General features: G+C 57.8%; 25 protein-coding genes and 1 other annotated feature. Of the genes, 6 read left to right on the top strand and 19 right to left on the bottom strand.

Annotated features, from left to right (window positions below; all coding sequences use genetic code 11):
- Nucleotides 1-102: 102 nt before the first annotated feature.
- Together nepI and SOM48_RS16830 are read right to left on the bottom strand one after the other, a co-directional pair.
- Complete coding sequence (gene nepI, locus SOM48_RS16835; protein WP_042715086.1) at nucleotides 103-1,287, bottom strand: purine ribonucleoside efflux pump NepI; 1,185 nt, start codon at nucleotides 1,285-1,287, stop codon at nucleotides 103-105.
- A gap of 96 nt (nucleotides 1,288-1,383) precedes the next feature.
- Nucleotides 1,384-1,836: a DUF1198 domain-containing protein gene (locus SOM48_RS16830; RefSeq protein ID WP_054803550.1), complete on the bottom strand. Its 453-nt coding sequence runs from the start codon at nucleotides 1,834-1,836 to the stop codon at nucleotides 1,384-1,386.
- Between the two features lie 157 nt (nucleotides 1,837-1,993).
- Between SOM48_RS16830 and SOM48_RS16825 the strand changes: the two genes are divergently transcribed.
- Complete coding sequence (locus SOM48_RS16825; protein WP_313162791.1) at nucleotides 1,994-4,027, top strand: DUF4034 domain-containing protein; 2,034 nt, start codon at nucleotides 1,994-1,996, stop codon at nucleotides 4,025-4,027.
- A gap of 153 nt (nucleotides 4,028-4,180) precedes the next feature.
- Here the strand turns inward: SOM48_RS16825 and ilvN are convergent, their stop codons facing one another.
- The 3 genes from ilvN to ivbL form a co-directional block, all read right to left on the bottom strand.
- A complete protein-coding gene (gene ilvN / locus SOM48_RS16820; protein WP_076769298.1) occupies nucleotides 4,181-4,465 on the bottom strand; it encodes an acetolactate synthase small subunit in 285 nt (94 codons plus the stop codon).
- 3 nt (nucleotides 4,466-4,468) lie between these two features.
- Nucleotides 4,469-6,157: an acetolactate synthase large subunit gene (gene ilvB / locus SOM48_RS16815; protein ID WP_320512586.1), complete on the bottom strand. Its 1,689-nt coding sequence runs from the start codon at nucleotides 6,155-6,157 to the stop codon at nucleotides 4,469-4,471.
- 105 nt (nucleotides 6,158-6,262) lie between these two features.
- Complete coding sequence (ivbL, locus tag SOM48_RS16810; protein WP_124966939.1) at nucleotides 6,263-6,361, bottom strand: ilvB operon leader peptide IvbL; 99 nt, start codon at nucleotides 6,359-6,361, stop codon at nucleotides 6,263-6,265.
- 515 nt (nucleotides 6,362-6,876) lie between these two features.
- On the opposite strand from ivbL, the gene tisB reads away from it, so the two are divergent.
- The 3 genes from tisB (at nucleotide 6,877) to emrD (ending at nucleotide 9,287) form a co-directional block, all read left to right on the top strand.
- Nucleotides 6,877-6,972 (top strand): type I toxin-antitoxin system toxin TisB, encoded by a 96-nt coding sequence (gene tisB, locus SOM48_RS22640; RefSeq protein ID WP_076769296.1) that lies wholly within the window; start codon nucleotides 6,877-6,879, stop codon nucleotides 6,970-6,972.
- 119 nt (nucleotides 6,973-7,091) lie between these two features.
- Entirely contained in the window at nucleotides 7,092-7,925 is an 834-nt protein-coding gene (locus SOM48_RS16805; RefSeq protein WP_315078249.1) for an EamA family transporter, read from the top strand.
- A 177-nt stretch (nucleotides 7,926-8,102) separates the two neighbouring features.
- Nucleotides 8,103-9,287: a multidrug efflux MFS transporter EmrD gene (gene emrD / locus SOM48_RS16800; protein ID WP_312201898.1), complete on the top strand. Its 1,185-nt coding sequence runs from the start codon at nucleotides 8,103-8,105 to the stop codon at nucleotides 9,285-9,287.
- Here the strand turns inward: emrD and SOM48_RS16795 are convergent.
- The 4 genes from SOM48_RS16795 to SOM48_RS16780 all read right to left on the bottom strand — a co-directional run bounded on the left by SOM48_RS16795 (nucleotide 9,190) and on the right by SOM48_RS16780 (nucleotide 12,764).
- Nucleotides 9,190-10,278, bottom strand: coding sequence for a cellulase family glycosylhydrolase (locus SOM48_RS16795; protein ID WP_320512584.1), 1,089 nt, complete (start codon nucleotides 10,276-10,278; stop codon nucleotides 9,190-9,192). The genes emrD and SOM48_RS16795 overlap by 98 nt on opposite strands.
- A 94-nt stretch (nucleotides 10,279-10,372) precedes the next feature.
- Nucleotides 10,373-10,723, bottom strand: coding sequence for a DUF202 domain-containing protein (locus tag SOM48_RS16790; protein WP_139567957.1), 351 nt, complete (start codon nucleotides 10,721-10,723; stop codon nucleotides 10,373-10,375).
- Entirely contained in the window at nucleotides 10,713-11,060 is a 348-nt protein-coding gene (locus SOM48_RS16785) for a YidH family protein (RefSeq protein WP_042715102.1), read from the bottom strand. The genes SOM48_RS16790 and SOM48_RS16785 overlap by 11 nt, the downstream gene beginning before the upstream one ends.
- A gap of 33 nt (nucleotides 11,061-11,093) precedes the next feature.
- The gene (locus tag SOM48_RS16780; protein ID WP_128481844.1) at nucleotides 11,094-12,764 is read right to left on the bottom strand and encodes a putative transporter; all 1,671 of its coding nucleotides are present in this window, start codon (nucleotides 12,762-12,764) and stop codon (nucleotides 11,094-11,096) included.
- Nucleotides 12,765-13,039: 275 nt separating this feature from the next.
- Between SOM48_RS16780 and oxlT the strand changes: the two genes are divergently transcribed.
- Nucleotides 13,040-14,305, top strand: coding sequence for an oxalate/formate MFS antiporter (oxlT, locus tag SOM48_RS16775; RefSeq protein ID WP_054803543.1), 1,266 nt, complete (start codon nucleotides 13,040-13,042; stop codon nucleotides 14,303-14,305).
- Nucleotides 14,306-14,413: 108 nt separating this feature from the next.
- Here oxlT and SOM48_RS16770 read toward each other — a convergent pair whose 3' ends face one another.
- The 4 genes from SOM48_RS16770 to ibpA all read right to left on the bottom strand — a co-directional run bounded on the left by SOM48_RS16770 (nucleotide 14,414) and on the right by ibpA (nucleotide 17,071).
- Nucleotides 14,414-14,881 (bottom strand): PIN domain-containing protein, encoded by a 468-nt coding sequence (locus tag SOM48_RS16770; protein WP_076769294.1) that lies wholly within the window; start codon nucleotides 14,879-14,881, stop codon nucleotides 14,414-14,416.
- Nucleotides 14,878-16,014, bottom strand: coding sequence for an AAA family ATPase (locus SOM48_RS16765; protein ID WP_320512583.1), 1,137 nt, complete (start codon nucleotides 16,012-16,014; stop codon nucleotides 14,878-14,880). The genes SOM48_RS16770 and SOM48_RS16765 overlap by 4 nt, the downstream gene beginning before the upstream one ends.
- A gap of 103 nt (nucleotides 16,015-16,117) precedes the next feature.
- Nucleotides 16,118-16,549 (bottom strand): small heat shock chaperone IbpB, encoded by a 432-nt coding sequence (ibpB, locus tag SOM48_RS16760; protein WP_042715111.1) that lies wholly within the window; start codon nucleotides 16,547-16,549, stop codon nucleotides 16,118-16,120.
- A 108-nt stretch (nucleotides 16,550-16,657) separates the two neighbouring features.
- Complete coding sequence (gene ibpA, locus SOM48_RS16755; RefSeq protein ID WP_042715112.1) at nucleotides 16,658-17,071, bottom strand: small heat shock chaperone IbpA; 414 nt, start codon at nucleotides 17,069-17,071, stop codon at nucleotides 16,658-16,660.
- Nucleotides 17,065-17,136, bottom strand: a sequence feature (ROSE (Repression Of Heat Shock gene Expression) occurs in the 5'-region of heat shock genes and acts as an RNA thermometer to modulate expression.). It overlaps the preceding gene by 7 nt.
- A 247-nt stretch (nucleotides 17,137-17,383) precedes the next feature.
- On the opposite strand from ibpA, the gene SOM48_RS16750 reads away from it, so the two are divergent.
- Entirely contained in the window at nucleotides 17,384-17,713 is a 330-nt protein-coding gene (locus tag SOM48_RS16750; RefSeq protein WP_042715115.1) for a YceK/YidQ family lipoprotein, read from the top strand.
- Between the two features lies 1 nt (nucleotide 17,714).
- Here the strand turns inward: SOM48_RS16750 and SOM48_RS16745 are convergent, their stop codons facing one another.
- From SOM48_RS16745 to dgoR, 6 genes are all read right to left on the bottom strand, one after another.
- Complete coding sequence (locus tag SOM48_RS16745) at nucleotides 17,715-18,941, bottom strand: YidR family protein (protein WP_320512581.1); 1,227 nt, start codon at nucleotides 18,939-18,941, stop codon at nucleotides 17,715-17,717.
- Between the two features lie 51 nt (nucleotides 18,942-18,992).
- Complete coding sequence (locus SOM48_RS16740) at nucleotides 18,993-20,330, bottom strand: MFS transporter (protein ID WP_320512580.1); 1,338 nt, start codon at nucleotides 20,328-20,330, stop codon at nucleotides 18,993-18,995.
- A gap of 109 nt (nucleotides 20,331-20,439) precedes the next feature.
- Entirely contained in the window at nucleotides 20,440-21,588 is a 1,149-nt protein-coding gene (gene dgoD, locus SOM48_RS16735) for a galactonate dehydratase (RefSeq protein WP_054803538.1), read from the bottom strand.
- A complete protein-coding gene (locus SOM48_RS16730) occupies nucleotides 21,585-22,202 on the bottom strand; it encodes a 2-dehydro-3-deoxy-6-phosphogalactonate aldolase (RefSeq protein ID WP_094422665.1) in 618 nt (205 codons plus the stop codon). The genes dgoD and SOM48_RS16730 overlap by 4 nt, the downstream gene beginning before the upstream one ends.
- Entirely contained in the window at nucleotides 22,186-23,064 is an 879-nt protein-coding gene (locus SOM48_RS16725) for a 2-dehydro-3-deoxygalactonokinase (protein ID WP_320512578.1), read from the bottom strand. Before SOM48_RS16725 ends, SOM48_RS16730 begins: the two co-directional genes overlap by 17 nt.
- On the bottom strand, nucleotides 23,061-23,750 hold the full coding sequence (dgoR, locus tag SOM48_RS16720) for a D-galactonate utilization transcriptional regulator DgoR (RefSeq protein ID WP_042715123.1): 690 nt from the start codon (nucleotides 23,748-23,750) through the stop codon (nucleotides 23,061-23,063). The genes SOM48_RS16725 and dgoR overlap by 4 nt, the downstream gene beginning before the upstream one ends.
- Nucleotides 23,751-23,752 lie beyond the last annotated feature (2 nt).

Genomic DNA, 23,752 nt, shown 5'->3' with positions numbered 1-23,752 from the left:
AGCAGAGCGCCACCCGGCATAAAGCACGATGGCGGCTGCGCCTTATCGGGCCTGCGCGAATTGTAGGCCGGGTAAGCGCAGCGCCACCCGGCATTTTGAGATTTAGGCTCTGACCTTCACTTTTGCTGCCACCAGCAGCGCGGTGAGCAGCATCAGGCCGCCGGAGAGCATCAACGGCGAGAGCAGGCCGTAATGATCGAGGGCGAAGCCGCCAATTGCCGCGCCGCAGGTATTCGCCAATTGAATAACCGCCACCTGGATCGAGCCGGCTTTCTCCGCCTGGTCGGCAAGGGTACGGGTGATCCACGTTGACCAGCCCACCGGAATCAGGGCGAAGCCCAGCCCCCAGACAATGGCGATCCCCGCCGCAACCACTTTATCGCTGCCCCACAAGATCAGCACCAGCGCGCTTATCGCCAGCGTCAACGGCGCAAGGGCCAGCGTCATTTTCACCGAGCGCTTCATCACCACCGACGAGAATGAGGTGCCGACGAAACTGGCGATACCAAAACTGAGCAGCACCAGCGTCAGCCCATCGACGCTGAAACCGGCAAGGGTCGTATAGACCGGGCGAATGTAGGTGAAGAAGGAGAACTGGCCGGCGAAGACCATGAAAATCGCCAGCATCCCCGCCGCAACGCCGGGGCGTTTCAGCAGGCCAAACATATTCTGGTGCTGCTCGGTCTGCCCTGGCAGCGATGGCAGCGCCATCCACACCCAGATAATACAGGCCACGCCCATCAGCGCTGCGCCGTTAAAGACGTTACGCCAGCCGATAATCCCGCCAAGAAAACTGCCCAGCGGCGCGGCAATCACCAGCGCAATCGACACCGCGCCAAAGATGACCGACAGCGCTTTCGGCACCGTGCGCATCGGCACTAAACGCATGGTCAGCGAGGCGGACATCGCCCAGAAGCCGCCAAGCGCCAGCCCGAGGCAGGCACGCCCGACTAACAGCAGGGTAAAACTGGTGGCAAACGAGACCAGCAGGCAGGAGAGGGTCAGCAGCAGCGCAAAGGCGAACACCACATAGCGGCGGTCGGTGGTGCGAATAATGCTGGTAATAAACAGGCTGGCGAACATCGCCACAAAAGCGGTCACGGTGACGGTTTGCCCGGCAAGCCCTTCGGAAACGCCCAGGTCCAGCGCCATCGGCGTCAGCAGGCTGACCGGCAGAAACTCAACGGTGATCAAGCATGCTACACAGAAGGCTACGGCGAAAACGGCGGACCAGTTCGGCCGCGTGACCGGATCGGCTGAAGATTGCGCCATACTTTGCTCACTCATTGATTACCTGCTTAATTGTTAAACGTGAAAGTCGCGCAGTGTAACATTCATAAAGTGTGACGCAATTAACAATTCGGCAACTCTTCAGCATCGCTATCAGTGCAGCCAATAGACGCCCTCTTCCGGTGCGAAAAGCGCGTTGTAGCGCATCTGGAAATTGCTTAGTTCGGCTTTATCCGGATCGATTTCACGCAGAAAGCCAAGCGCCAGGCGTAATTGCGCATCGGTAATCGGTGCCGCAAGCCGCGCTTTCTGCATCAGCCGGTGCCAGTAGTGAAAATTTTGCTCGCCGCTATCGACAATCGCCACTTGCCAGATCAGCAGCAGCTGTGCCGCGTTTTGCAGGTGCGCTTCATCGGGACGCGCTAAATAGCGCAGAAATTCATTGCCCGCAGTTTTGCCCATCTGATCAATCATCGACTCCACCGGCACGGGTTGAATATTAAGCCGGTCGGTAAGACGGCGGATCGCACGCCGGGAATCGGAGGTTAACACCCGAAAACCAATCACAAAGACCACCACCAGCGTGGCCAACATCAACCAGATCATACGTTCTCCCGCAGCGATAAGAGGCTCATCATACGGGCAAATCGGCGTCGACTAACAGCGCTAAGTGCGCTCAAACACCTAAATCAGGGGTTTGTTCTTGCCGGCTTTTTTCGGGACAATGGGCAACATTTTTTTCACATCTCCCTTATGAGGCACCATGATTTCACTGGATGAGATTTTTTCTGTCCGCCAGCAGTTGCGCGATTTGATGCACGCCGGGGAGTTTGAAGCCCTTACCCGCTACTATGCCGCCGCCGAGGCGCGCTGGCAGCAGGATCGCGATGATGCGTTTTTTCCCATCATCAGCCAGTACACCTTTCTCTTTACCCCGCAGTTGTATAGCGAAGAGAAGATCGTCGAACTGCTGACCGCCTGGCATCAGCAGCAGCCGCAGGCTCATTACCCCTGTGCGATGCTGGCTCAGCGCTGGCTTAACATCGCCGGCGACGCGCGCGGCGGCCACTACGCTGACCGGGTGACCGCCACCCAGTGGAGCCGCGCCCGTATCAGCAGCGATCTGCTCTTTTACTGGGCGGCGAAGGCGATCTCCCTGAATAACCAGACGCCTTATCTCTATTACCTACTGCTGACGGCGAGCGGGCACTTTAACCAACCCGCGTGGTTCGAGGAGCCGCATCAGCCGATAGTGCTCGATCTGAGCGCTTATTCAGACGCGGCGCTGGCCTTCGCCCGCGAAAAAGGCGGTTTACCGCTCTCCAGTGAGCCAATTTACACCGGTCTGCCCGTGGCCGATGAGCAGGAAGCGGAGATGCCGCCGCTTTACTGGCTCAACCGCGCGCTGGAGTGCGACCCGCAAAGCATGCCGGTGCGCGAGCAGTTTATCTATTACCTCTACCCGCGCTGGTACGGCGATGATGAGCATGTCGCCATCGACAACTTTTTAGCCAGCAACTACTGCACCGTGCTGCCGGAGCTTAAGCGCAACAAGCTCTACAGCGTGAAGTGGCTGGATAAGCTCGGCAACCCTGAGCACTGGCCCGATAAGCACAGCGGTAAAGCGATCGGCGCGTTCGATGAGGAGTTCCAGCAGATGCTGGCCCTGCCGATGGAGCCGGAAGATAAGGCGGCGTTGCACCTCACCTGCCTGGATACCTACGTCCATTTCCTGCTGGACGACGATTACACCTTCTACGCCCATAGCCCGCTCTTCGCGCGGCGCATTTATGAGAGCATTGAGTTTATGCTCAACCACGGCTCAGTCCGGCTGCTGTTTGCCCAGGAAGGGGCATTGCTCTTCTGGCTGCTGTCGGTGCTGTGCCATAAAGAGTACGCGCTGAAAGATGAGAAGGGGCTCTTCCCACGCTATATCGCGCTGACCGGCGCGCGCTGCGAAAACGACACCGAACTGCTGCTGAGCGCCTATCTGCGTTTACAGACGCTGGAGGGTGTTCATCTTCCTGGCCCGGCAGAGCCGTGGCTTGCGCGCCTGAAGCAGACGGACGATCGCATCGGGCCGGACAAGCTCAACGTGCTGCTCAACCGTCTCTGCTTCTTCCAGCAGAAAGCGCAGGCGCAGGGCTTTTTAACGCTGCTCGCCGAACATGACGTGATCCCCGCCCTGCTGCTGTTAAGCGATATTCACAGTGGCCTGGCACCGGTTGCGGCGACCAATTTGCTGATTACGCCATCCGCAGAGTCGGCGGCCGTAGCGCTTGATCGCGCCTGCCAGAACCGCTCGCCGGAAGCACTGTTCCGCAAAAGCCGCATTCTGGAAGCGCAACACGGAAGAGAGGCCCAGCCCGAGCGCCTGAAGCTGTTAGAGGAGGCGACCCGCAGAGGCCACGCGCTGGCGCATTATGATTATGCCTGTGCGCTCTTCTGGTCGCGCGATGTGGAGCATCAGCGGCTGGCGGTGGAAAAAGTGTGTGCGGAGGTGCTGCTTGAGTCGCGTGTTGAAGAGGAGAAGCTGGCCTATATCGCCTATCTCTACGCGTTTGGCGTGCTGAATCAACGCGGCGGTATGCGTAAAAATGTCTGGCTGTTTATCCGCTGGATCAACTACGCCATCGAGCTTTGGCCGGACGAGCACTACCAAAAAATGCAGCAGTTCTTCGAATCGCGCTACGTTAACTTTTTAGTGGTTCGCTTCCTGGCGAAGCGGGATAAGAAGCGGGCACCCGAGTGGCAAGTGGAATTACTGGGCAAGCTTGGCGTACTGGAGGATGAGTAATGTCTTATATCGGTTATATCCTGTTCATCGTAGTACTTGTGGTCGTCGGCGTGAGAACCAATAAGAAGTCGCGCTACTACCTCAGCACTCCGCTGCCGCGCAAAAAATAGGGCGTAGCACGCCGCCTTAACGGGCGGCGTGCCGCTTTAGCGCTTACTCAAAAAAGAGTCCCAGCTTGTTGAACACGCCGGGATCGCTCTGGTGACGGATGATCTGCACCACATCTTCTAGCTTGTCGATCTGGCTTATCATCTGCTCAAGACGCTGATCGTTGGCGACCTGGAGCCAGATGCGGCTCTGTTCGCCGTTTTGTAGCGGCAGGCAGAGAATGCCCTCCACGTTGAATGCCCGCCGGGCAAATAGCCCGCAGACGTGGGTCATTACGCCCGGGTGGTTACGCACGGTGAGTTCAAGAATGACGTTATCAGTGCTCTGCATGGCTTATTCCCCCACCATTTCTGTATTCGCCGCGCCCGGCGGCACCATCGGGTAGACTTTCTGTTGCGGATCGATGCGCACATGCACCAGCGCAGGTCCTGGGCGGTCAATAATCTCCTGCAACGCGGCCTGCGGATCGGCGGCGGCGTTTAAATCGCAGGTATGCAGGCCAAACCCGGCGGCAATCTGCACAAAGTTAACCATGCCCGGATAAGTCGCGGCAAAGACGCCGGATTTGTAAAACAGGCTCTGCTGCTGATGCACCAGCCCCAGCGCCTCGTTATTCATCAGGATGATTTTGACATCGAGATTGTTTTCCGCCGCCGTCGCCATCTCCTGAATATTCATCATCAGGCTGCCGTCACCGGAGAAGCAGATCACCTTCCGCTCCGGGTTCGCCAGCGCCGCGCCGATCGCCGTCGGCAAGCCAAAGCCCATGGTGCCGAGGCCGCCGGAGGTGAGCCACTGGCGCGGGCGATTGAACGGATAAGCCTGCGCCGTCCACATCTGATGCTGCCCGACGTCGGTGGTGATAATCGCCTCATCATCAACGCAGGCTGCCACCGCGTTAATCAGCCCGTAGTGGCTTAAGGGATCGCTGTTCTGCGCAATGGAGGAAGGGAACTCCGCTTGCAGCTGTTCGACGGTGTTGCGCCAGGCGTGGCGCGCGCTCGCCTCAATCTGCGGGATCAATACATCCAATACTTCACCGACATCGCCCTGGATCGCGACATGTGCCTGCTTCACTTTCCCCAGCTCGGCGCGGTCGATATCGACATGAATAATCTTCGCATTCGGGCAGAACTGCTCGGTCTTGCCAATCGCCCGGTCATCAAAACGCGCGCCCAGCACAATCAGCAGATCTGCCTCTTGCAGAATAAAGTTAGTGCTGCGCGCACCGTGCATACCGAGCATGCCGAGGGAGAGCGGGTGGTGCTTCGGCAGCATGCCGAGCGCCATCAGCGTCATGGTGGTAGGCAGGCTGGCTTTCTCCGCCAGCAGGCGAATTTGCTGCGGCGCATTGATCACTCCGCCGCCCAGGTAGAGCACCGGGCGCTGCGCGGCATTGATCATCTCCGCTGCAGCGCGCACATCCTGCGCATTCCACGCCGGAGCCGGTGCTTTAACGCCCGGTTCTGGCAGCTCGCTTAAGGTGATCTCCGCAGTCTGCACATCTTTAGGAATATCTATCCACACCGGGCCTGGACGGCCGGACTGCGCAATGCGAAACGCATCGCTGATAACCTGCGGCAGTTCGGCAATGTCGCGGACCAGATAGTTGTGTTTAGTGATGGGGATAGAGATGCCGTAAGTGTCCACTTCCTGAAACGCGTCGGTGCCGATCATTGAAGCGGGCACCTGGCCGGTAATGCAGACCAGCGGAATGGAGTCGAGGCGCGCGTCGGCGATAGCGGTGACCAGGTTCGTCGCCCCTGGCCCGCTACAGGCGAGACAGACCGCCGGTTTTCCCTGCGTGCGCGCCATCCCCTGGGCGATAAAACCGGCGCCCTGCTCGTGGCGGGCCAGCACGTGGCGAATCTGCGTGCTTTGGCTCAGGGCATCGTACAGCGGCAGCACGGTGCCACCCGGAATGCCGGTAACAGTGGTGATGCCCTGTCGTTCCAGTAAATGAACAATCAGCTGCGCGCCGGTGTAGCGCGTGGGTTGAGGAGTGCTTTCCGAACTTGCCATGCTCCAGTCCTTCTTATTCTGGGCCGACTTTCCGGGAGGGATAAAACAAGAAACCCCGCCCGGTTTGCGCCGGCGGGGTTTTGGAATCGTGTGTTGTTCCGGACCCTACGGCGCATTGCCGACGACCACCACCACACGCACGACGACCACCGCGGCGTTGTGCGCGGTTTTTAGTAGGTTCATCGGTTTAGTGGCAGCGTTCATGGGGGACCTGTTGTTGTGTGAACAATTTTTATGTCATTAACGAGATTTATACAAACACAGGAATCATTCGCCGACAACTGCTTTTTACGCACCGGCAGCAAAGTGGGCCATTGATCACATTTCTTATTGCCGAAATGAAAACAAAAAACCCCGCCGGAGCGAGGTTTTTTTTGCAGCTTTTTGCGGCTGGTGACCGCAAGCACACTGCGTTACGTCAACAGCGGAACTATACGCTATATCGTCCGGTTGCGCAATTTTTACACATAATCATCCGCATTAAGTATGGCTCAATGGCGCAAAAACAACCAATAATTACTGTATATAAATACAGTATTCACATATACTGATGTTGCGCATCTGTGTGGGGGCCGCAACTACGGCGCGCTAAGTCCTGGCTGAAACGGGTGGTGCCGTCAGCGCCTTAACCCCTTGAGAGCACACTGCGTTACGCCAACAACACGGCTGATAACAGGCAGCGGAAAGGTAAGTCAGCCGGTGCTCCTTTACCTGAGGAGATGCGTATGGGCCAGACGGAGATGGTTATCCTGATCCTGAAACTCATTGTTGCCTTGTTGCAACTACTTGAAGCAGTCCTGAAGTTTGTTCGTTAACTCAGGTTCAAGTCGCACCAAAGGGGGGCGGGCAACCGCCCCTCTTTAATATTCGCGTTCTGGCGCGCCTTGCGCCGGTCATGTTACATTTTGGTGACATTTCCCGTGCGCAGGTCACCATGACGCTTTCGGTTTTCTGCATTCTGCTCTTCGCCGCGCTGCTCCATGCCAGCTGGAACGCCATCGTCAAAGCGGGCAGCGACAAGCTTTACGCCGCCATTGCCGTGAGCGGATTTGCCGCGCTAATTGCGCTGATATTGCTCCCTTTTTCTCCCCAGCCTGCGCTTGCCAGCGCGCCCTACCTCGCACTCTCCTGCGCCCTGCAGGTGGTTTATACCGTGCTGGTCGCCAAAACCTACCAGGTCTCAGAGATGAGCCAGACCTACCCGCTGATGCGAGGCACCGCGCCGCTGCTGGTGGCGTTAGTCAGCGTGCTGTTTCTCGGTGACGCCCTGAGCGCGGTGGCGTGGAGCGGGATTGCGGTGATCTGCCTGTCGATTCTCGGCATGGCATTTAACGGGCGCAGCCAGTCGCGCACCGGGATCTGGCTGGCGCTGCTCAACGCCTGTTTTATCGCCAGCTATACGCTGGTGGATGGCACCGGCGTACGCCTCTCCGGCACGGCGCTCGGGTACACCCTCTGGACCTTCTTCCTCAACGGTTTCTGCCTGCTGCTGTGGGCGATGGTGGCGCGCCGCCACGCGGTTTCCCGTTATCTGGTTGCTAACTGGAAATCAGGGCTACCGGGCGGTATCGGTACGCTCGGCTCCTACGGCCTGGCGCTATGGGCGATGACGCAAGCGCCGCTGGCGGTAGTGGCTGCGCTGCGCGAAACCTCGATACTTTTCGGCGCGCTGTTAGCCTGCTTTGTGCTCAAAGAGCGCGTGGCGGGCGTGCGCGTTGTCGCCGCCTGTGGTATTGCCGCCGGTGCGATCCTGCTGCGCCTTTCGTAGATCATTCTGGCAACAAAAGTTGCCGATAATTGTTTAGAAATCCTGCCTGGCAGCCTCTGCCAATTACTCAGTCACCTGGTGGCTCATTCCGCTCCTTGTGGTAGATTCCTCCGCAACCTGGGCTGCATTGCAGCTATATATTCTATAATTCTTCACTTTTAAAAAGTAATCATCGATATGAAAAGGCAGAGAAACGTCAATTTGTTATTGATGCTGGTGCTTCTGGTCGCGGTCGGCCAGATGGCGCAAACCATCTATATTCCGGCGATGGCCGATATGGCGCACGATCTGGCGGTGAGTAAAGGGGCGGTGCAGAGCGTAATGGCGGCCTACTTGCTGACCTATGGCATCTCGCAACTCTTTTACGGCCCGCTGGCCGACAGAGTGGGACGCCGTCCGGTGATCCTCGCGGGCATGTCCATTTTCATGCTGGCGACGCTTATCGCTATCACCACCAACAGCTTATTGGTGCTGATCCTCGCCAGCGCCCTGCAGGGCGTCGGCACTGGCGTCGGGGGCGTAATGGCGCGCACCCTGCCGCGCGATCTCTATGCGGGTAGCGAGCTTCGGCATGCCAATAGCTTGTTAAATATGGGGATTCTGGTCAGCCCGCTGCTGGCACCGCTGATTGGCGGCGTGCTCAACACGCTGGTGAACTGGCGCGCCTGCTTTATCTTCCTGCTGGTGCTGTGTGTGATTGTCACCTACAGCATGGCGCGCTGGATGCCGGAAACGCGCCCGGTGGATGCGCCGCGCTCACGGCTGATCACCAGCTATAAAACCCTGCTCGGTAACGGCGCGTTTAGCTGTTATCTGCTGATGCTGATTGGCGGTCTGGCGGGCATCGCGGTGTTTGAGGCCTGCTCCGGCGTGCTGATGGGCGGCGTGCTGGGGCTGAACAGTATGATGGTGAGCGTGCTGTTTATCTTGCCTATTCCGGCAGCGTTTTTCGGCGCGTGGTTTGCCGGGCGGCAGAATAAGCGATTCACCACGCTGATGTGGCAGGCGTCGCTAAGCTGCCTGCTGGCCGGCATCCTGATGTGGATCCCCGGCATCCTCGGTGTGATGACTATCTGGACCTTAGTGGTGCCCGCGGCACTCTTCTTCTTCGGCGCCGGGATGCTCTTCCCGCTGGCAACCAGCGGCGCGATGGAGCCGTTCCCCTTCTTAGCGGGTACGGCGGGCGCGCTGATTGGCGGCCTGCAAAATATGGGCTCCGGCGGGCTGGCGTGGCTCTCTGCGCAACTGCCGCAAAACAGCCAGTTTAGCCTTGGGATGCTGATGACGCTGGCCGGGCTGCTGATTGTGTTGTGCTGGTTGCCGCTGGCGTCGCGCCCTGGTCACCACGAACAGGCGGTTTAACCTCATGATGGCCTGACTTCTGCTCGGGCTTTTCGCAGGTTGGTGTAATCATCTCTTTTAGCAGCGGCGCGGGCGCGGGCCGCCATGCGCCCTCTTCACCATCATAAAACTGCGTATCGGCATTAATTGCATAAGGGATTTTCGCACGGTTCAGCTCGCAGGCCATAAAACGGGCGAAGGCCAGCTGCGAGGCGGTCGGCGCGTTTTTCATCGACTCACCCACCGCCCAGCCACCGACCCAACTGGCGTGACCGGTTTTTTGCTGCCAGCGCAGCGCCGCAGCGATACGCGCGCGGATCGCCGCTTTTTCTGCCGCTGTGCCGGAGGTCCACGGGTATTTGCCGTTACTTTTTAGCGGCCCCCATGGAAAGATATGCCACTCCGCCAGCAGGTAGTTCTGGCTGTGCGCAGGCAGCCGCAGCGAGGCGAGATCCTCAGGCGCGGCGCGCAATCGCGGGGCGATGAAGATCATACGCTGGGCATCAAGCTGATGCAGGGTGCGCACCACATTGTCGTAAGTGCGATTTAAGGCGGGCAGATCGCGATTCAGTTTGTCGGCAGGTTCATAAATCACATCAAAACCGAGCGTCGGATGCTCGCTGCCAAAAAATTGCCCGACCGTTGTCCACCAGGCCACCAGCTGCGCTTCGGTTTTTGCGTTGGGCTCGGCTTTAAAGCCATCGGCCTGATACGCGATGATCGGCGTTACGCCATAGGCTTCGCAGGCTTCGACCAGCTTACGCAGGTGAATCAGCCGCGCTTCGGTCATATTATCCGCCACGCGAATACGGACATGGCGAATGCCGGCGTTATAAAAATCACGCACCACCAGCGGGTCAAATTCGCGGATGCCGCGCTCGGTACGCGCCCAGTCAACGTCCATGCCGACGCCCAACTGCTGCGCGTAACGCGCCGCCGTCAGCGGCGTATCGGCGGCGTACACAGCGGTTGCCGCCAGCAACATAACAACAGCAATCAGTGGCTTTAACACGGTTGACCTTGCGAAAATCGGGGGTGATTACATGTATTTAGCATGCTTTTGCTCAGCACGCGTAGCGGCAAAGCGTAATAAATTTTTCCCGCACTCAGAGCAGAAGCCATAACTGGCGAATATGGGTAACGGCGAACAGCAGGGCGAGAGAGAAGACGCCAAGGGCAATAAGCAGCTTGTCACGCACGCTGCCGGGCAGCGCGAAGTCACCGACGTTCACATCCATTCGCTGCCGCAGATGGGTATAACGCCAGAGAATACCCGCCACCAGCGCCAGCAGCGCGAGGGAGATCCAGAACGGCGTGCCCGATTGCTGCCAGTTATGCTTTACCGCCAGCGCCATCAGCGCGCCATAGCCGAACAGCGTGCGCAGCCAGGCGAGCGAGGTACGCTCCGGCTGCAAACCAGGGTCGACAGCGCGGCGCGCTCTACGGCTATCCGGCATAGAACACCAGCACCATCACCACCGCGGCGACCGCCGCCAGCGCCACGCTAATAAGCAGCAGCGTGCGGGTGTAGGGCAGATCCTCTTTTAAGCGCATCGCTTTCTCATTACGCAACCAGCGCAGATAGCCATACAACGCCAGCGCGCCGGCGAAGAGGCAGAGCAGCAGCGCCAGCGTTTCGCGGATCAGCGGCGTGGCAAACTGCGGTGCCAGCTGATCGAGGCCAACGCCCGCGGCGAGAAAGCCCAGCGCGGTGCGGATCCAGGCAAGAAAGGTGCGCTCGTTGGCCAGCGAAAAGCGGTAATCGGGCGCTTCGCCGACGCGGGAGATTTTCATCAACACTCCTTATAAAGCAGGCCGTTCGCCAGGCTAAAACGCCTGACCCAGCCCCCAAAATAGCACCGCCAGGAGTTGAGGGGTAATAATGCGCAAAAACATCACCAGCGGATAGACCGTCGCATAGGAGAGCGCCGCCGCGCCGCTGGTGGCATGCAGGTTATTGGCGAAGGCCAGCGCCGGTGGATCGGTCATCGACCCGGCCAGCATACCGCAGAGGGTTAAGTAGTTCATGTTACCGAGCATCCGCGCCAGCACGCCGACGGTCAGCAGCGGAATGGCGGTAATAAAGATGCCGTAACACATCCACGTCACGCCTTCGCCGTGGGTTAGCGTGGCAAAGAAATCACCGCCGGACTTCAAGCCGACAACGGCCAGAAACAGCACAATGCCAAGCTCACGCAGCGCCAGGTTGGCGCTCGGCGGCATAAACCAGTAGAGCTTGCCGATGGTGCCGATGCGCCCGAGGATCAGCGCCATAATCAGCGGCCCGCCCGCCAGCCCAAGTTTTAAGGCCACCGGAAAGCCGGGAATAAACAGCGGCACCGAGCCGAGCAGTACGCCGAGACCGATACCGATAAACACCGGCAGCATCTGCACCTGCTGTAATTTCTGCTGCGCGTTGCCCACTTCGCTGGCTACGGCCTCAATCGCCGCCGGTCGGCCAACCAGATTGAGGATATCGCCAAACTGCAGGCTGGCGTCGGAGCTGGCGACCAGCTCTACCCCGGCGCGATTGAGGCGCGAAATCACCACGTCGTAGCGCTCTTTCAGTTGCAGGTCGCGGATCTTTTTCCCCAGCACTTTTTCGTTGGTCACCACCACCCGCTCAACGCGCAGATCGGTGCCGCGCGTTGAGAGCGAGGTCTCGACCTCTTTGCCAATCACCACCTGGGCGTTATGCAGATCGCGCGGCAGGCCGACCAGGTGCAGCAGATCGCCCGCCTGAATTACCGTGGTTGGCGAGGGCACCATCAGCAACTCGTCCCGTTTCAGCCGTGAACAGATGATTTTGTCGCTGTTGAGCAGCGGCACATCCTGAATCGCCATATTGTTGAGGTTGCTGTTTTCCACCCGAACATTAATAGTGCGAATATGTGAGACGCCGCTATTGAGGGTGGCGTCATGCTTGCGGGCCTCCTCATCCACATTGACGCGAAACAGAACCCGCAGCAGCCACATGCTCAGCAAAATGCCGCAGATACCGAACGGGTAGGCCATCGCATAGCTGGTGCCCATTACATCCAGCTGTTCCGCAGGCAGGCCCAAATCGCGCAGGATCTGCTGCCCGGCACCCAGGGCGGGCGTATTGGTTACCGCGCCGGAGAAAATACCGAGCACCACCGGCAGCGGAATGGCGAAGAGTTTATGCAGGATCGCCGTGACCAGGCCGCCCAGCAGCACAATCAGGATGGCGAAGAGGTTGAGGCGCAGCCCCGAGACGCGTAGCGAGGCAAAGAACCCAGGCCCGACCTGGATACCAATGGTGTAGACGAAGAGGATCAGGCCGAACTCCTGCACAAACAGCAGCATCGGGCCGCTTAAGGTAATCCCCAGCCGATCGGCGATGTGCCCGACAATAATCCCGCCAAACAGCACGCCGCCAATGCCAAAGCCGATGCCGCGTATTTTGATGTTGCCGATCCACAGCCCAACCACTGCCACCAGCGCCAGCATGCTGACCATTAACGCTATCTCACTCATGATCGAATCCCTTTCCATGATGATTAGGCTAATTCTCGCAGAGAAGAGGGCAGTTTTATGGGCGATGGCGCACAAAGTGCAGGGCTTTCCGCGCCCTCTAATGTGGCGAACCGCGCACCATATAATGTGATGCTGCTCTCAATTAACGCATAGCTGAGGCGTTTACCCGCAGGTGAAACCCTGCGCCTGCTAACCATCTCCTGATGATTCGTGCGCTGGCAGGTTATGGCATGGTTAATGCACAACTCCACTTTTGTTAACAACAGGGTGGCAGAATGACAAATACAACCTTAACCAGCGTAGTGGTAGCAAGCCCGTCGAAGAAATGGGTGCAACTGGCGCTGGGCTTACTGTGCATGATCTCCATCTCCAGCCCGCAATATGTCTGGGCGCTGCTGGCAAAGCCGTTTATGGCCAAGCTGGGCGTTCCGCTGGCGGAGATCCAGCTCACCTTTTCACTGCTGATTATTCTGCAAACCTTCTTTTCCCCCTTCCAGGGCAAGCTGATTGATAAGTTTGGCCCGCGCCGGTTGATTGCTATTGGTACCGTGCTAAGCGGCGCGAGCTGGATGCTGACGGCGAACATCAGCAGCCTGACGGGGCTCTATCTCTGTTACGGCGTGATCGGCGGCCTCGGCACCGGCATTGTCTATATCGGCGTGGTCGGTTTGATGGTGCGCTGGTTCCCCGAAAAACGCGGCTTTGCCACAGGGATGGTGGCGGCAGGCTACGGCATGGGTGCGATCCTCACCACGTTCCCGGTGACGCAGTCGCTGGCCGCCAAAGGGCTGGAGAGCACGCTGTGGCAGTTCGGCCTGCTGATGGCCGCCATCGGTTTTATTGCCAGCCAGGGGTTACGCGCGCCGCAGCATGCCAGCGCGCAGCCAGTGAGCAGCCCGTTGAAGATGAGCGAGAAGAGCTTCGCACCAAAAGAGATGCTGCGCAAGCCGCTGTTCTGGCTGATGTTTATCATGATGACCATGATGTCCACCTCCGGGCTGATGGTCACCTCGCAGATGGCGATTTTCGCCGACGATTTCGGTATTACCGCCGTCACGGTGCTTGGCATGGCGGCGCTGCCGCTGGCGATGACCATCGACCGGTTTATGAATGGCTTAACGCGCCCGGTGTGCGGCTATATCTCGGACCGCATTGGGCGCGAAAACATGATGTTTGTCGCCTTCGGTCTGGAAGGGTGCGCGATGGCGCTGTGGCTGTTGTGCAAAGACGATCCGCTGCTGTTTGTACTGCTCTCCGGGGTGGTCTTTTTCGGCTGGGGCGAAATCTTCTCGCTCTTTCCGGCAACCCTCACTGACACCTTCGGCACGCAGCATGCCACCTCAAACTATGGCTGGCTCTATATCTCGCAGGGGATCGGCTCGATCTTCGGCGGCCCGCTGGCGGCGCTGCTCTATCAACAGACCGGCAGCTGGAACCTGGTGTTTGGCTGCGCAATCACGCTGGATATTCTCTGCGCGCTGCTCGCCCTCTTTGTGCTGAAACCGTGGCGCCAGCGCTTTTTGCAGAGCGTGCATGCCTAAATAAAAAAGGCTCCGCATGCGGAGCCTTATCTGCCAGGTGGTGGCAATGCCTTAGATTGCATCCTGCCGTGGGCCTGGTAAGCGAAGCGCCATCAGGCATTGGCTTTGTCAGAGGTTACTGGCTGCTACATCATAGGATTGATGTAGCAGACGGATGCGCCCGATATCGGAATCGTTGGAGCAGAGCTCAAGGCTGTTACAGTGCGCGCTACTGAAATGAAACACGTCAAACTTTCGTTTCTCCAGGTTACGTGCTGCAGCACCAGGTTGGGCCGCTTGCCAACTATCGAAACGGAACAGATTGGCCGACAGTTCAGAGATATCGCGCGTAATATCCAGCTCGGGAAAATCGTTAAGGGTGGCCTGAAGTTCATCAAAGTCCGCTTTATTCGACCAGCTGACGCCACGCAACACTTCATAGCGAATCAACGGCGTAATAAACAGCGCCACATCATTGTCAGCCAGTAGCTGAGTAAGCATAGTTATCGCGGAGGTTTTCATTTCCACAGATGTTCTGCCGCTTTTATCAAATGCTGCAATCAGAAGGTTGGTATCCAGCAAAACTCTCCGTGTCATTGCTCTTTCTCCTGCTGGTTGAGCAAGCGTAATAAGTTCGCTTTCGCATCCTGCTGCTCATCGGCGCTGCTGTTCTCAAGCTTCATCTGGTTAAGATCAACGCTGAATACATCTTTCAGGATATCTGCCAGCGCGGCTTTATTCGGCGCGGCGATTTTTTTCGTCTTCACAACGCCATCACCGTCGCGATAGAGGTTATACGCTTCACCCTCTTTAAGCTGCGCGAGAACAACAGAGGAGTGCGTGGTGATGTAAAACGTCGTGTTAGGAAACAGCTTCTTGAGCAACGGCACGATATTCGCCTGCCAGGAGAGGTGCAGGTGGCTCTCTATTTCATCGATAAAGACAACGCCTTTCACCTTCTGAATATTGCTTTCATTGGTGAAATAGCCATAGCCGGAAACAATCGCCTGAATCAGTTTGAGGATAGAGGTAAAACCGGAGCTGAGCTGGCTGATTTCTCTCACCTGGCCGTCAACTTTCAGGCTCACCCGATCGTCACCGCTAATTTCCAGGAAGTGCGGGTCGATGCGTTGATCGATTTCATGCAGCAGACCCAGCACCGTCGAAATCTCAACTTCGCGGTTGTCTTCACTCTTCTGCCAGCGGTTCGAAGAGCGCGCAATAGAAATAAACCACTCCTGAATACTGGCTGACATATTCATGGAGCCGAAATCCGCTTCCATCTGCCGTGTCAGCGTCTGGAAGTAATGTTTTCTGCGGTTCTCAAGATTGCCCAGCGAGGTGTTAGTTACGCTTGATTGCGTCTCGATTTTTCCGCGCGCCTGGGCGCCGAGAAATACCACCGGGAACGTATTCGCGGTCAACGAGGGAAAATAACCGCGGGCAATTTGCCATAAGGGAGAATCGTTACTTTCCCGCTGAACCGTATAAGGTTCCGGGCGATTGGTGGCGACGGATTTGAACTTGAAGAAAACCTGATCGTTAGAATCGAGGGATTTTTTTACCAGCTCATTATTAAAAAACATGAACTGGAACAGCGCTTCCAGCATTTTGGTTTTACCGACGCCGTTGGGGCCGATAAAGGTATAAATCCGCTGGTTAGGTTCAAGCCTAAGCTGCGCGCGCCCAACGCCGATAAGTCCTTCAATCTCAAGCTTTTCGCCAAGCATAGCCATCTCCTGAATGCCGCAATGGCTCCAGTGTATACCAGCCTGCAAAAGAAACAAAAAAGCCCTGCTTAAAAAGCAGGGCTTAGCGGTTTTATGCACTATTTTAGCTATTCAACGCCGGGCGCGAGCTGATGGCAATGCGCTGCGGTTCGGCGCTTTCGGGCACGTTACGCAGCAGGTCGATATGCAGCAGGCCGTTCACGAACGTTGCGCCGGAGACTTCCATAAAATCGGCCAGCGTAAAGCTCAGGGTAAAGGGCTGGATCACCAGACCTTGATGGAGCCATTTCGGTTCGTTGGCCGGTTTTTCCGGCGTGCCTTTAATGGTCAGCCGACCATTTTCCAGCTGAATATCCAGCTCTTGCTGGCGGAAACCGGCCAGCGCAAGGGTAATGCGGTAGTGGTTATCGTCGCTCTTTTCGATGTTATAGGGCGGGAACGCCTGCTGATCGACATTGGTGGTTTGCAGAGCGTTTGCCAGTTTGTCGAAGCCAATCCACTGACGAAGAAGCGGGGATAAATCGTAGTTACGCATTGTGTTTCTCCTTCAAAGAAGCGAGTGAATACCTGCGAGCTTTCGGCTCACATATGCCCCCTGTCGGCGAGCATGTCGGGAGTGGGCCGCGCGAGCGACCCGACGTAATTAGTTAATTTCAATACGGCGCGGTTTTTTCTCTTCCGGGATGACGCGCTCCAGTTCGATATAGAGCAGGCCGTTCACCAGGTTGGCGCCTTTGATTTGAATATTTTCTGCCAGCTGGAATTTACGCTCGAAGTTACGCTCGGCGATGCCCTGGTAGAGATAGGAGCGCTCTTTCTGTTCAGCGGCGTGGGAGCCTTTCACCACCAGCAGGTTATCCTGGGCGGTAATATCCAGTTCGCTTTCAGCGAAACCGGCCACGGCGATAGCAATGCGGTAGTGGTTTTCATCCACTAACTCAACGTTGTACGGAGGGTAACCGTTATTGCTCTGGTTCGGGTTGTTTTCCAGCAGGTTAAACAGGCGGTCAAAACCGATAGCTGAACGATAAAGCGGGGAGAGATCAAAATTACGCATAGTTAAAGCTCCTGAAATCAGCGAGTGTGTAAGACCTTCCATAATGGACCGATCTTCATGCCATATAGCCGAACACCCTTGCGGCATGTTCTGCGGCTACAGTGATAAAATGTGGCTGTCGCGAATTTTTTCAAGGGCAAATTTATGACTTTTTTTGCACTTTCTCTGTCAGGGCATAGACTGGGGGGGACCGCACAAAGGGTTAAAGTGCGAATGCCGCCACAGAGCGGAGCGCGAATGCTGTTGTTTTCGCATGCGTAGGGCTATAAACGCCGTGACAGCATTCAGACAATAAACAACGATGATTAATCGATGATGAAAACGCGTTTGATAGTTTCTGCACTGGTTTGCGGAGTGATGGTCTCGGGCTGTTCCAGCGTGATGTCGCATACGGGCGGCAAAGAGGGGCTTTATCCCGGCACAAAAGCGAGTTCGTCGATGATTTCCGATGACGATACCGGCATCGGTATGAAATCGCTGGTGGCGCTGGATATGCCCTTTACCGCTCTTCTCGACACGCTGTTGATACCCTGGGATCTCTTTCGCAGAGATAACTCGGTGAAAGCGAGAGTCGAAAAGAGCGAGCGGGAAAATGAGGCGATCAACTCACTTATCCCGCCCGCGCCGATGCCGGTGCACTGATTTAGTAACCGGTCTGCGTCATCCAGAGCTGGCGGAAACCGTCGGCCTCTTCCATCCAGGCTATCTGCTTACCGTCCGGTGAGAAGACCACCGCATCCCCGGAAGGGGGGTTGGTGTGATCGGCCGTCAAAAAGGTTATCTCTCCGCGCATCGCGTCACACAGCGCAATGCGGTTATCCAGCACAAACCCCAGCGCCTCGCCAGAAGGGTGCCAGTTAAACGCCGACTGGATCCCCGTCTCACAGTGGGTTAGCTGCCGCGGCTCGCCGCCCGCCGGGCTGATTAACCAGATCTGCACAACGCCGTTGTCATCACGCATTAAAAAGGCAATCTCGCTCGCCTGCGGGTTGCTGCGCACCCAGTGGCGCGGCGTCGTGACCAGCCCCGGATAACGCCGGTGATGGGTGAAGGTGAGGCGCTGCTGCTGCACGCCTTTTGGCGGCGCGGGCAGCGTCTGCTCTGTACCGGCCAGCGGTGCATCGCCCGCGGTTTTCCAGCCCTGCTCATCAGCAGGAAGATCGACAATAAACAGCTCCGGCACTTTTTCGCCGCTGACGGAGAGCGTATCGCCAATAAACGCCAGCCGCTGGTTGCCGACCCAGCCCTCTTCATAAGCACGATTGATCTCATTGCTACCGGGCGCAGGCGTCGGCGTCGTGCAGCTCACCAGCACGCACCAGTGGCTGCCGCCATATTCACGCGGATGGGTGCAGGGCGGCGTTACCGGGCCAAACGGCACCGCTACGCCAACGTTGCGCAGATCCAGCGCCGGGTCGCGCTCATGCATTACGTGATCGTTATAGGTAAAGCTAATGTTCTGCCCGTTCGGGCTAAAGACATGCACGTGCGAGCCGCCACGCAGCGCGCCGGGCGTGTAGGGCGCGGTGATATCCAGCGCATCAAGATTGGTTGTGCGGCCCTGCCCGGTTATTACGCCGCGCCGATGGTGGAAATCGTACTGCCATGTCTCATCCGGGTTTTCCGGGCCGTGAATAAACACATATTTCTGCGCTTCAGGGTGAACGGTCACCACGCCGACATGCGCGCCATCCGTTGCGGTATAGATCACCTCGACGTCGCCGGAGTGAACGTTGACGCGTTCGATGGTTTTGCCGGTAAAGGAGGCGCCGGAGGGGCGCACATCGAACACCAGCCACTGGCTGTCCGCCGTCCAGGTGTTGATATTGGTCAGTTGATGATTGCGCGGGGCGAAGGTGAGCTGTTTCATGAAAGTACCCTGAAGCCATAAACAGGCCTCAGGGTATAAGATTGCGTGGCGTTAGCCTACTCGCTTCACATCGCCGACCAGCAAAATGTAGGAGAGCGCGCCAATCAGCGCCACGGCGGAGATATAGACCAGCGCCGGGCCAAAGCCGTAATCCTGCGCCAGGTAGCCAATCACCAGCGGCACGGTAATGCCGCCCAGCCCGCCGACAAAGTTAAATACCCCGCCAGTGAGGCCAATCAGGCGCATCGGTGCCAGCGACGACACCAGCGACCAGGTGATCGAGGCAAAGCCGTTGCCGAAGAACGCCAGCGCCATCAGCGTCATAATCCACACGGGATCGTTGGTGTAGTTCGCGCCCATGATGCAGGTGGAGATAAGCAGACCGCAGATAATCGGCGTTTTACGCGCAATACCCAGCGAATAGCCCTTTTTCACCAGCGTATCGGCGACCCAGCCGGAGAGCAGCACGCCAAAGAAAGCGGCCAGGAACGGCACGGTGGTCATAAACCCAGCCTTCAGCGCGGTGATGCCTTTCTCCTGCGTCAGGTAGTTCGGGAACCAGGTGAGGAAGAACCACAGCGTTGAGGTGACGGCGAACTGGCCGAGATAGACGCCAATCAGCTTGCGGTGGAACACCAGTTTCCACTCCGCTTTGGTCAGCGGCTGGCGCGCCTCTTTTTTCACCGGCGCATCGCCATCAATCAGGCCGCCGCCCGCTTTGATGTACTCCAGCTCCGCCTGGCTGATGTTTTTAGTCAGGCGCGGCGGCTGGTAGACCTTAATCCAGGTCAGCGACCAGATAATGCCGATGCCGCCGGTGATGATAAACACCCAATGCCAGCTCAGCAGCTCCTGGATCCAGATCAGCAGCGGGGTGAGAAAAGCCAGCCCGACAAACTGCCCGGAGGTGTAGAACCCCACCGCCGAAGCACGCTCCTGCTCCGGGAACCAACTGGTCACCATACGGTTGTTGGTCGGGAAAGCGGGCGCTTCGAAAATGCCGGTAATCGCACGCAGGCCAATCAGCGACAGCAGGCCGCCGGCGAAACCCTGAAACAGCGTGGCGACCGACCAGCCAAAGATGGCGATGAAATAGGTAAGGCGTGAACCGACGCGGTCAAGGAACCAGCCGCCGGGGATCTGGCAGAGGGTATAGAGCCAGGCGAAGGCGGAAAAGACGTAGCCCATCTCCGCTTTGCTAATACCGAACTCTTCCTGAATATGGGCAGAGGCCACGGCCAGGTTGGCGCGGTCGACATAACAAATAACCACCGTGATAAAGATCATCAGCAGCGTCAAATAGCGGCGACGCCCTGTTTTTGCAGTCGTTACAGAAATATCCATAACTGTCTGTCTCCGGGTTTTGGGCATGGCGAAGCCGCTCACCATGCCCTGTTAAATACAGAGGGTGTAGGAAAAAAATTATTTTTGATGTTCTGAATGCGCTAAATAGTTTGTTTAACCGCCAACGCACCGGCGGCGCAAAATATGACGAGCATTACCACTCGGCGACGGTACCGTCCGCATGCCGCCACACCGGGTTACGCCAGTCCGGCGCATTTTTGCTTAGCTCAATCACTTTCTCTTCGTCGATCTCTACGCCAAGGCCCGGTTTCATCAACGGCTTAAAGAAGCCGCCTTCCATGTTGAAGTCCTCTTTGTTCTTCACGAAGTCGAGCAGTTCGGCACCTTTGTTGTAGTGAATGCCCATGCTCTGCTCCTGGAACACCGCATTGTGCGAGACGAAGTCGACATGCAGACAGGCTGCGAGCGCGACCGGGCCGAGTGGGCAGTGTGGAGCCAGCGCCACGTCGTACGCTTCCGCCATACCGGCAATTTTGTAGCACTCGGTAATGCCGCCCGCGTGAGAGAGATCCGGCTGCAAAATCGCAATGCCGCCCGCTTCCAGCACGCGTTTAAATTCGAAGCGCGAGAACATACGTTCACCGGCGGCAATCGGAATATGGGTTTGCGCGGCAAGCCGTGGGTAATACTCCGCCTGCTCGGCCAGCACCGGCTCTTCAATAAACAGCGGGCGATAGGGCTCCAGCTCTTTAATTAATACTTTCGCCATCGGCGCGCTGACGCGACCGTGGAAGTCGAGGCCAAACTCAATCTCGTTGCCAAACGCTTCGCGGATCTGCGCCACGGTATTGACCGCCGCATCGACTTTGCGCGAATCATCAATAATGCCTAACTCTTCGCAGCCGTTTAATTTAAAGGTGTCGAAGCCGATGGTGCGCAGGGTTTTGATGCCATCAATGACTTCTGCCGGACGGTCACCGCCGACCCAGCTGTAGGCTTTGATTTTGTCGCGCACCAGGCCGCCCATCAGTTGCCACACCGGTGCATTGAGCACTTTGCCTTTGATATCCCACAGTGCCTGGTCAATGCCGGCGATGGCGCTCATCAGGATCGGGCCGCCACGATAGAAACCCGCGCGGTACATCACCTGCCACAAGTCGTTGATACGAGAAGGATCCTGGCCAATCAGGTAGTCGCCAAGCTCATGTACCGCCGCTTCAACGGTGCGCGCACGCCCCTCGATCACCGGCTCGCCCCAGCCAACCACGCCTTCATCGGTTTCGATTTTTAAGAACATCCAGCGCGGCGGTAAGCGGTAAGTCGTCAGTTTGGTTATCTTCATTGCACAGCCTCTTGATACGCGTTAACAAATGCTTTCGCCTGCTCGATGGTGCGGCTTACCGGCTGCCCGGCGCGATAGAGATCGCTGCCCAGCCCGGCGCCAACGCAGCCTGCCTGTAGCCACAGGTGCAGGTTTTCCGGCGTCACGCCGCCGACGGCAAACACCGGTACGTCCGCTGGCAGAACCGCTTTCAGCGCTTTGATGTAATCGGGGCCAAAGGCGGAGGAGGGGAAAATTTTCAGCGCCTGCGCACCGGCTTCAAGCGCAGTGAAGGCTTCGCTGGCGGTGGCGCAGCCCGGGCAGACGGTCATGCCGTGGCTAACCGCGCGGCGGATCACCTCCGGCTGCGTATTTGGCGTGACAATCAGTTTGCAGCCCATCTCCGCCAGCCGATCGACCTGCTCCGGTTTCAGCACCGTACCGCCGCCGATCAGCGCGCGATCGCCGAAGTTCGCTACGATATCGCCAATGCTGGTCTCCCAGTCGGGTGAGTTGAGCGGGATCTCGACGGCGTCGAAACCTGCGTCGAGTATGGCGGCGACGTGCTCGCGCGCCTCATCCGGGGTGATGCCACGTAAAATGGCGATCAGCGGAAGCTTAGTTTGCCACTGCATGGGCAATCCTCCTGATACCTGCCTGAAATGCCGTGTCGCCATCCAGCGTGTTTACCGCCCGCCCGATGGCGCGAAAGGCGCGCTGATAGCGGGCAGAGAGGGATGGGCTGGCGACCAGCGTGATTGCCTGCGAACCGGCGAAGCGGGCGTTCATGGTCGCCACTTCACCGCCGATTAGCAGGCCCGAAAGGAATTCGCTCACCTGTTCGCGCGCAAGAGCGCCCAGCACATGGGCGGCGCGAACTTCAAAAAGCTGCGGCAGGATCTCAGGTGACGCGAGGCCGCGCGTCAGGCCTGCGTCGAAGGCATCATCACTGGCGGTTTGCTCCGGCAACCCTGCGCCCACCAGCGAGTGGCGCAGCAGGAGATGATGCAGTTCACCGGTCATTACGGTGCGAAAATCACGAATCTGATGCTCATCAGCCTCGACCCATTTGCAGTGGGTGCCGGGCATCACATACAACGCGGCGGGGGCAAGTTCGCTGGCGCCGAGCAACTGGGTCTCTTCGCCGCGCATCACGTTGTGATTGTCATCGCTGGAGACGCACAGGCCGGGGATGATCCAGACACGCTCTTTTACCTGGGTCAGCTGCTCGCCGATGCCGTCAAGCGAAGTCGGGCAGGGCAGATAGGGGGCGATTTTCCAGCCTGCGTTACTGCCGACCATGCCCGCCATTACCACCGGCGTGGTGTCGCTGCTCCAGCCCTCGGTCACTTCTGCTAACACCGCTTCGGGGGATCGTCCATTAAGTCGGGTTACACCCGCCTCAGAGTGCCTGCTCTCCAGGCAAACGCCATCCTGAAAATGCCAGGCGCGTAAGTTGGTGGATCCCCAGTCGATTGCGATGTAGCGAGCTGTCATGTAATTTCCTTCAACCTTCGTGTTGAGCTGGCGATCATGGTGAGCGCCGCCTGCTCTGCCGCTGTGCTGTCCTGATGCCGGATCGCATCGAACAGCGCCTTATGTTCTTGCAGGGTTTTCGGCATGTTTGCCTCATCCCCCATCCAGGTCCGTTCAAATACCGCCCGTTGCAGTGAGCTGATTGCCACACTCAACTGTTGCAGCACCGGGTTGTGCACCGATTGCAACACCGCTTCGTGGTAGCGGATATCGGCCTCGTTAAAGGCGTCCCGGTCCTGGTTGTTGGCGATCATGTCATTGAGCGCCGACTCAATATTTGCCAGGTCGCTGGAGGTAGCGCGCTCCGCCGCCCAGCGGGCGATGGCCGGTTCCACCAGGTTTCGCACTTCACTCATCGCACTGATTAAGCGCGGGTCGTAGTCGTGCTCCAGCACCCATTGCAGCACCTCGGTGTCGAGGTAGTTCCACTGGTTACGCGGGGCGACAAACGCGCCGCGATAACGCTTCATTTCAATCAGCCGCTTTGCCATCAGCGCGCGGTAGACCTCGCGGATGATGTTGCGCGAGGTTTCAAACTCTTCGCACAACTCAGCTTCGGCGGGTAACGCCGAGCCGGGGACATATTTGCCGCTAATAATCTGGCGGCCCAGCGAGACGATAATGCGGTCGGTTTTATTCATGGTCATAA

The sequence above is a fragment of the Kosakonia sp. CFBP8986 genome, from assembly GCF_034044935.1.
Taxonomy (GTDB): Bacteria; Pseudomonadota; Gammaproteobacteria; order Enterobacterales; family Enterobacteriaceae; genus Kosakonia; species Kosakonia cowanii.
The sequence above is the reverse complement of the archived record's forward strand: the minus strand, read 5'-3'. Positions and strand labels throughout refer to the sequence as shown.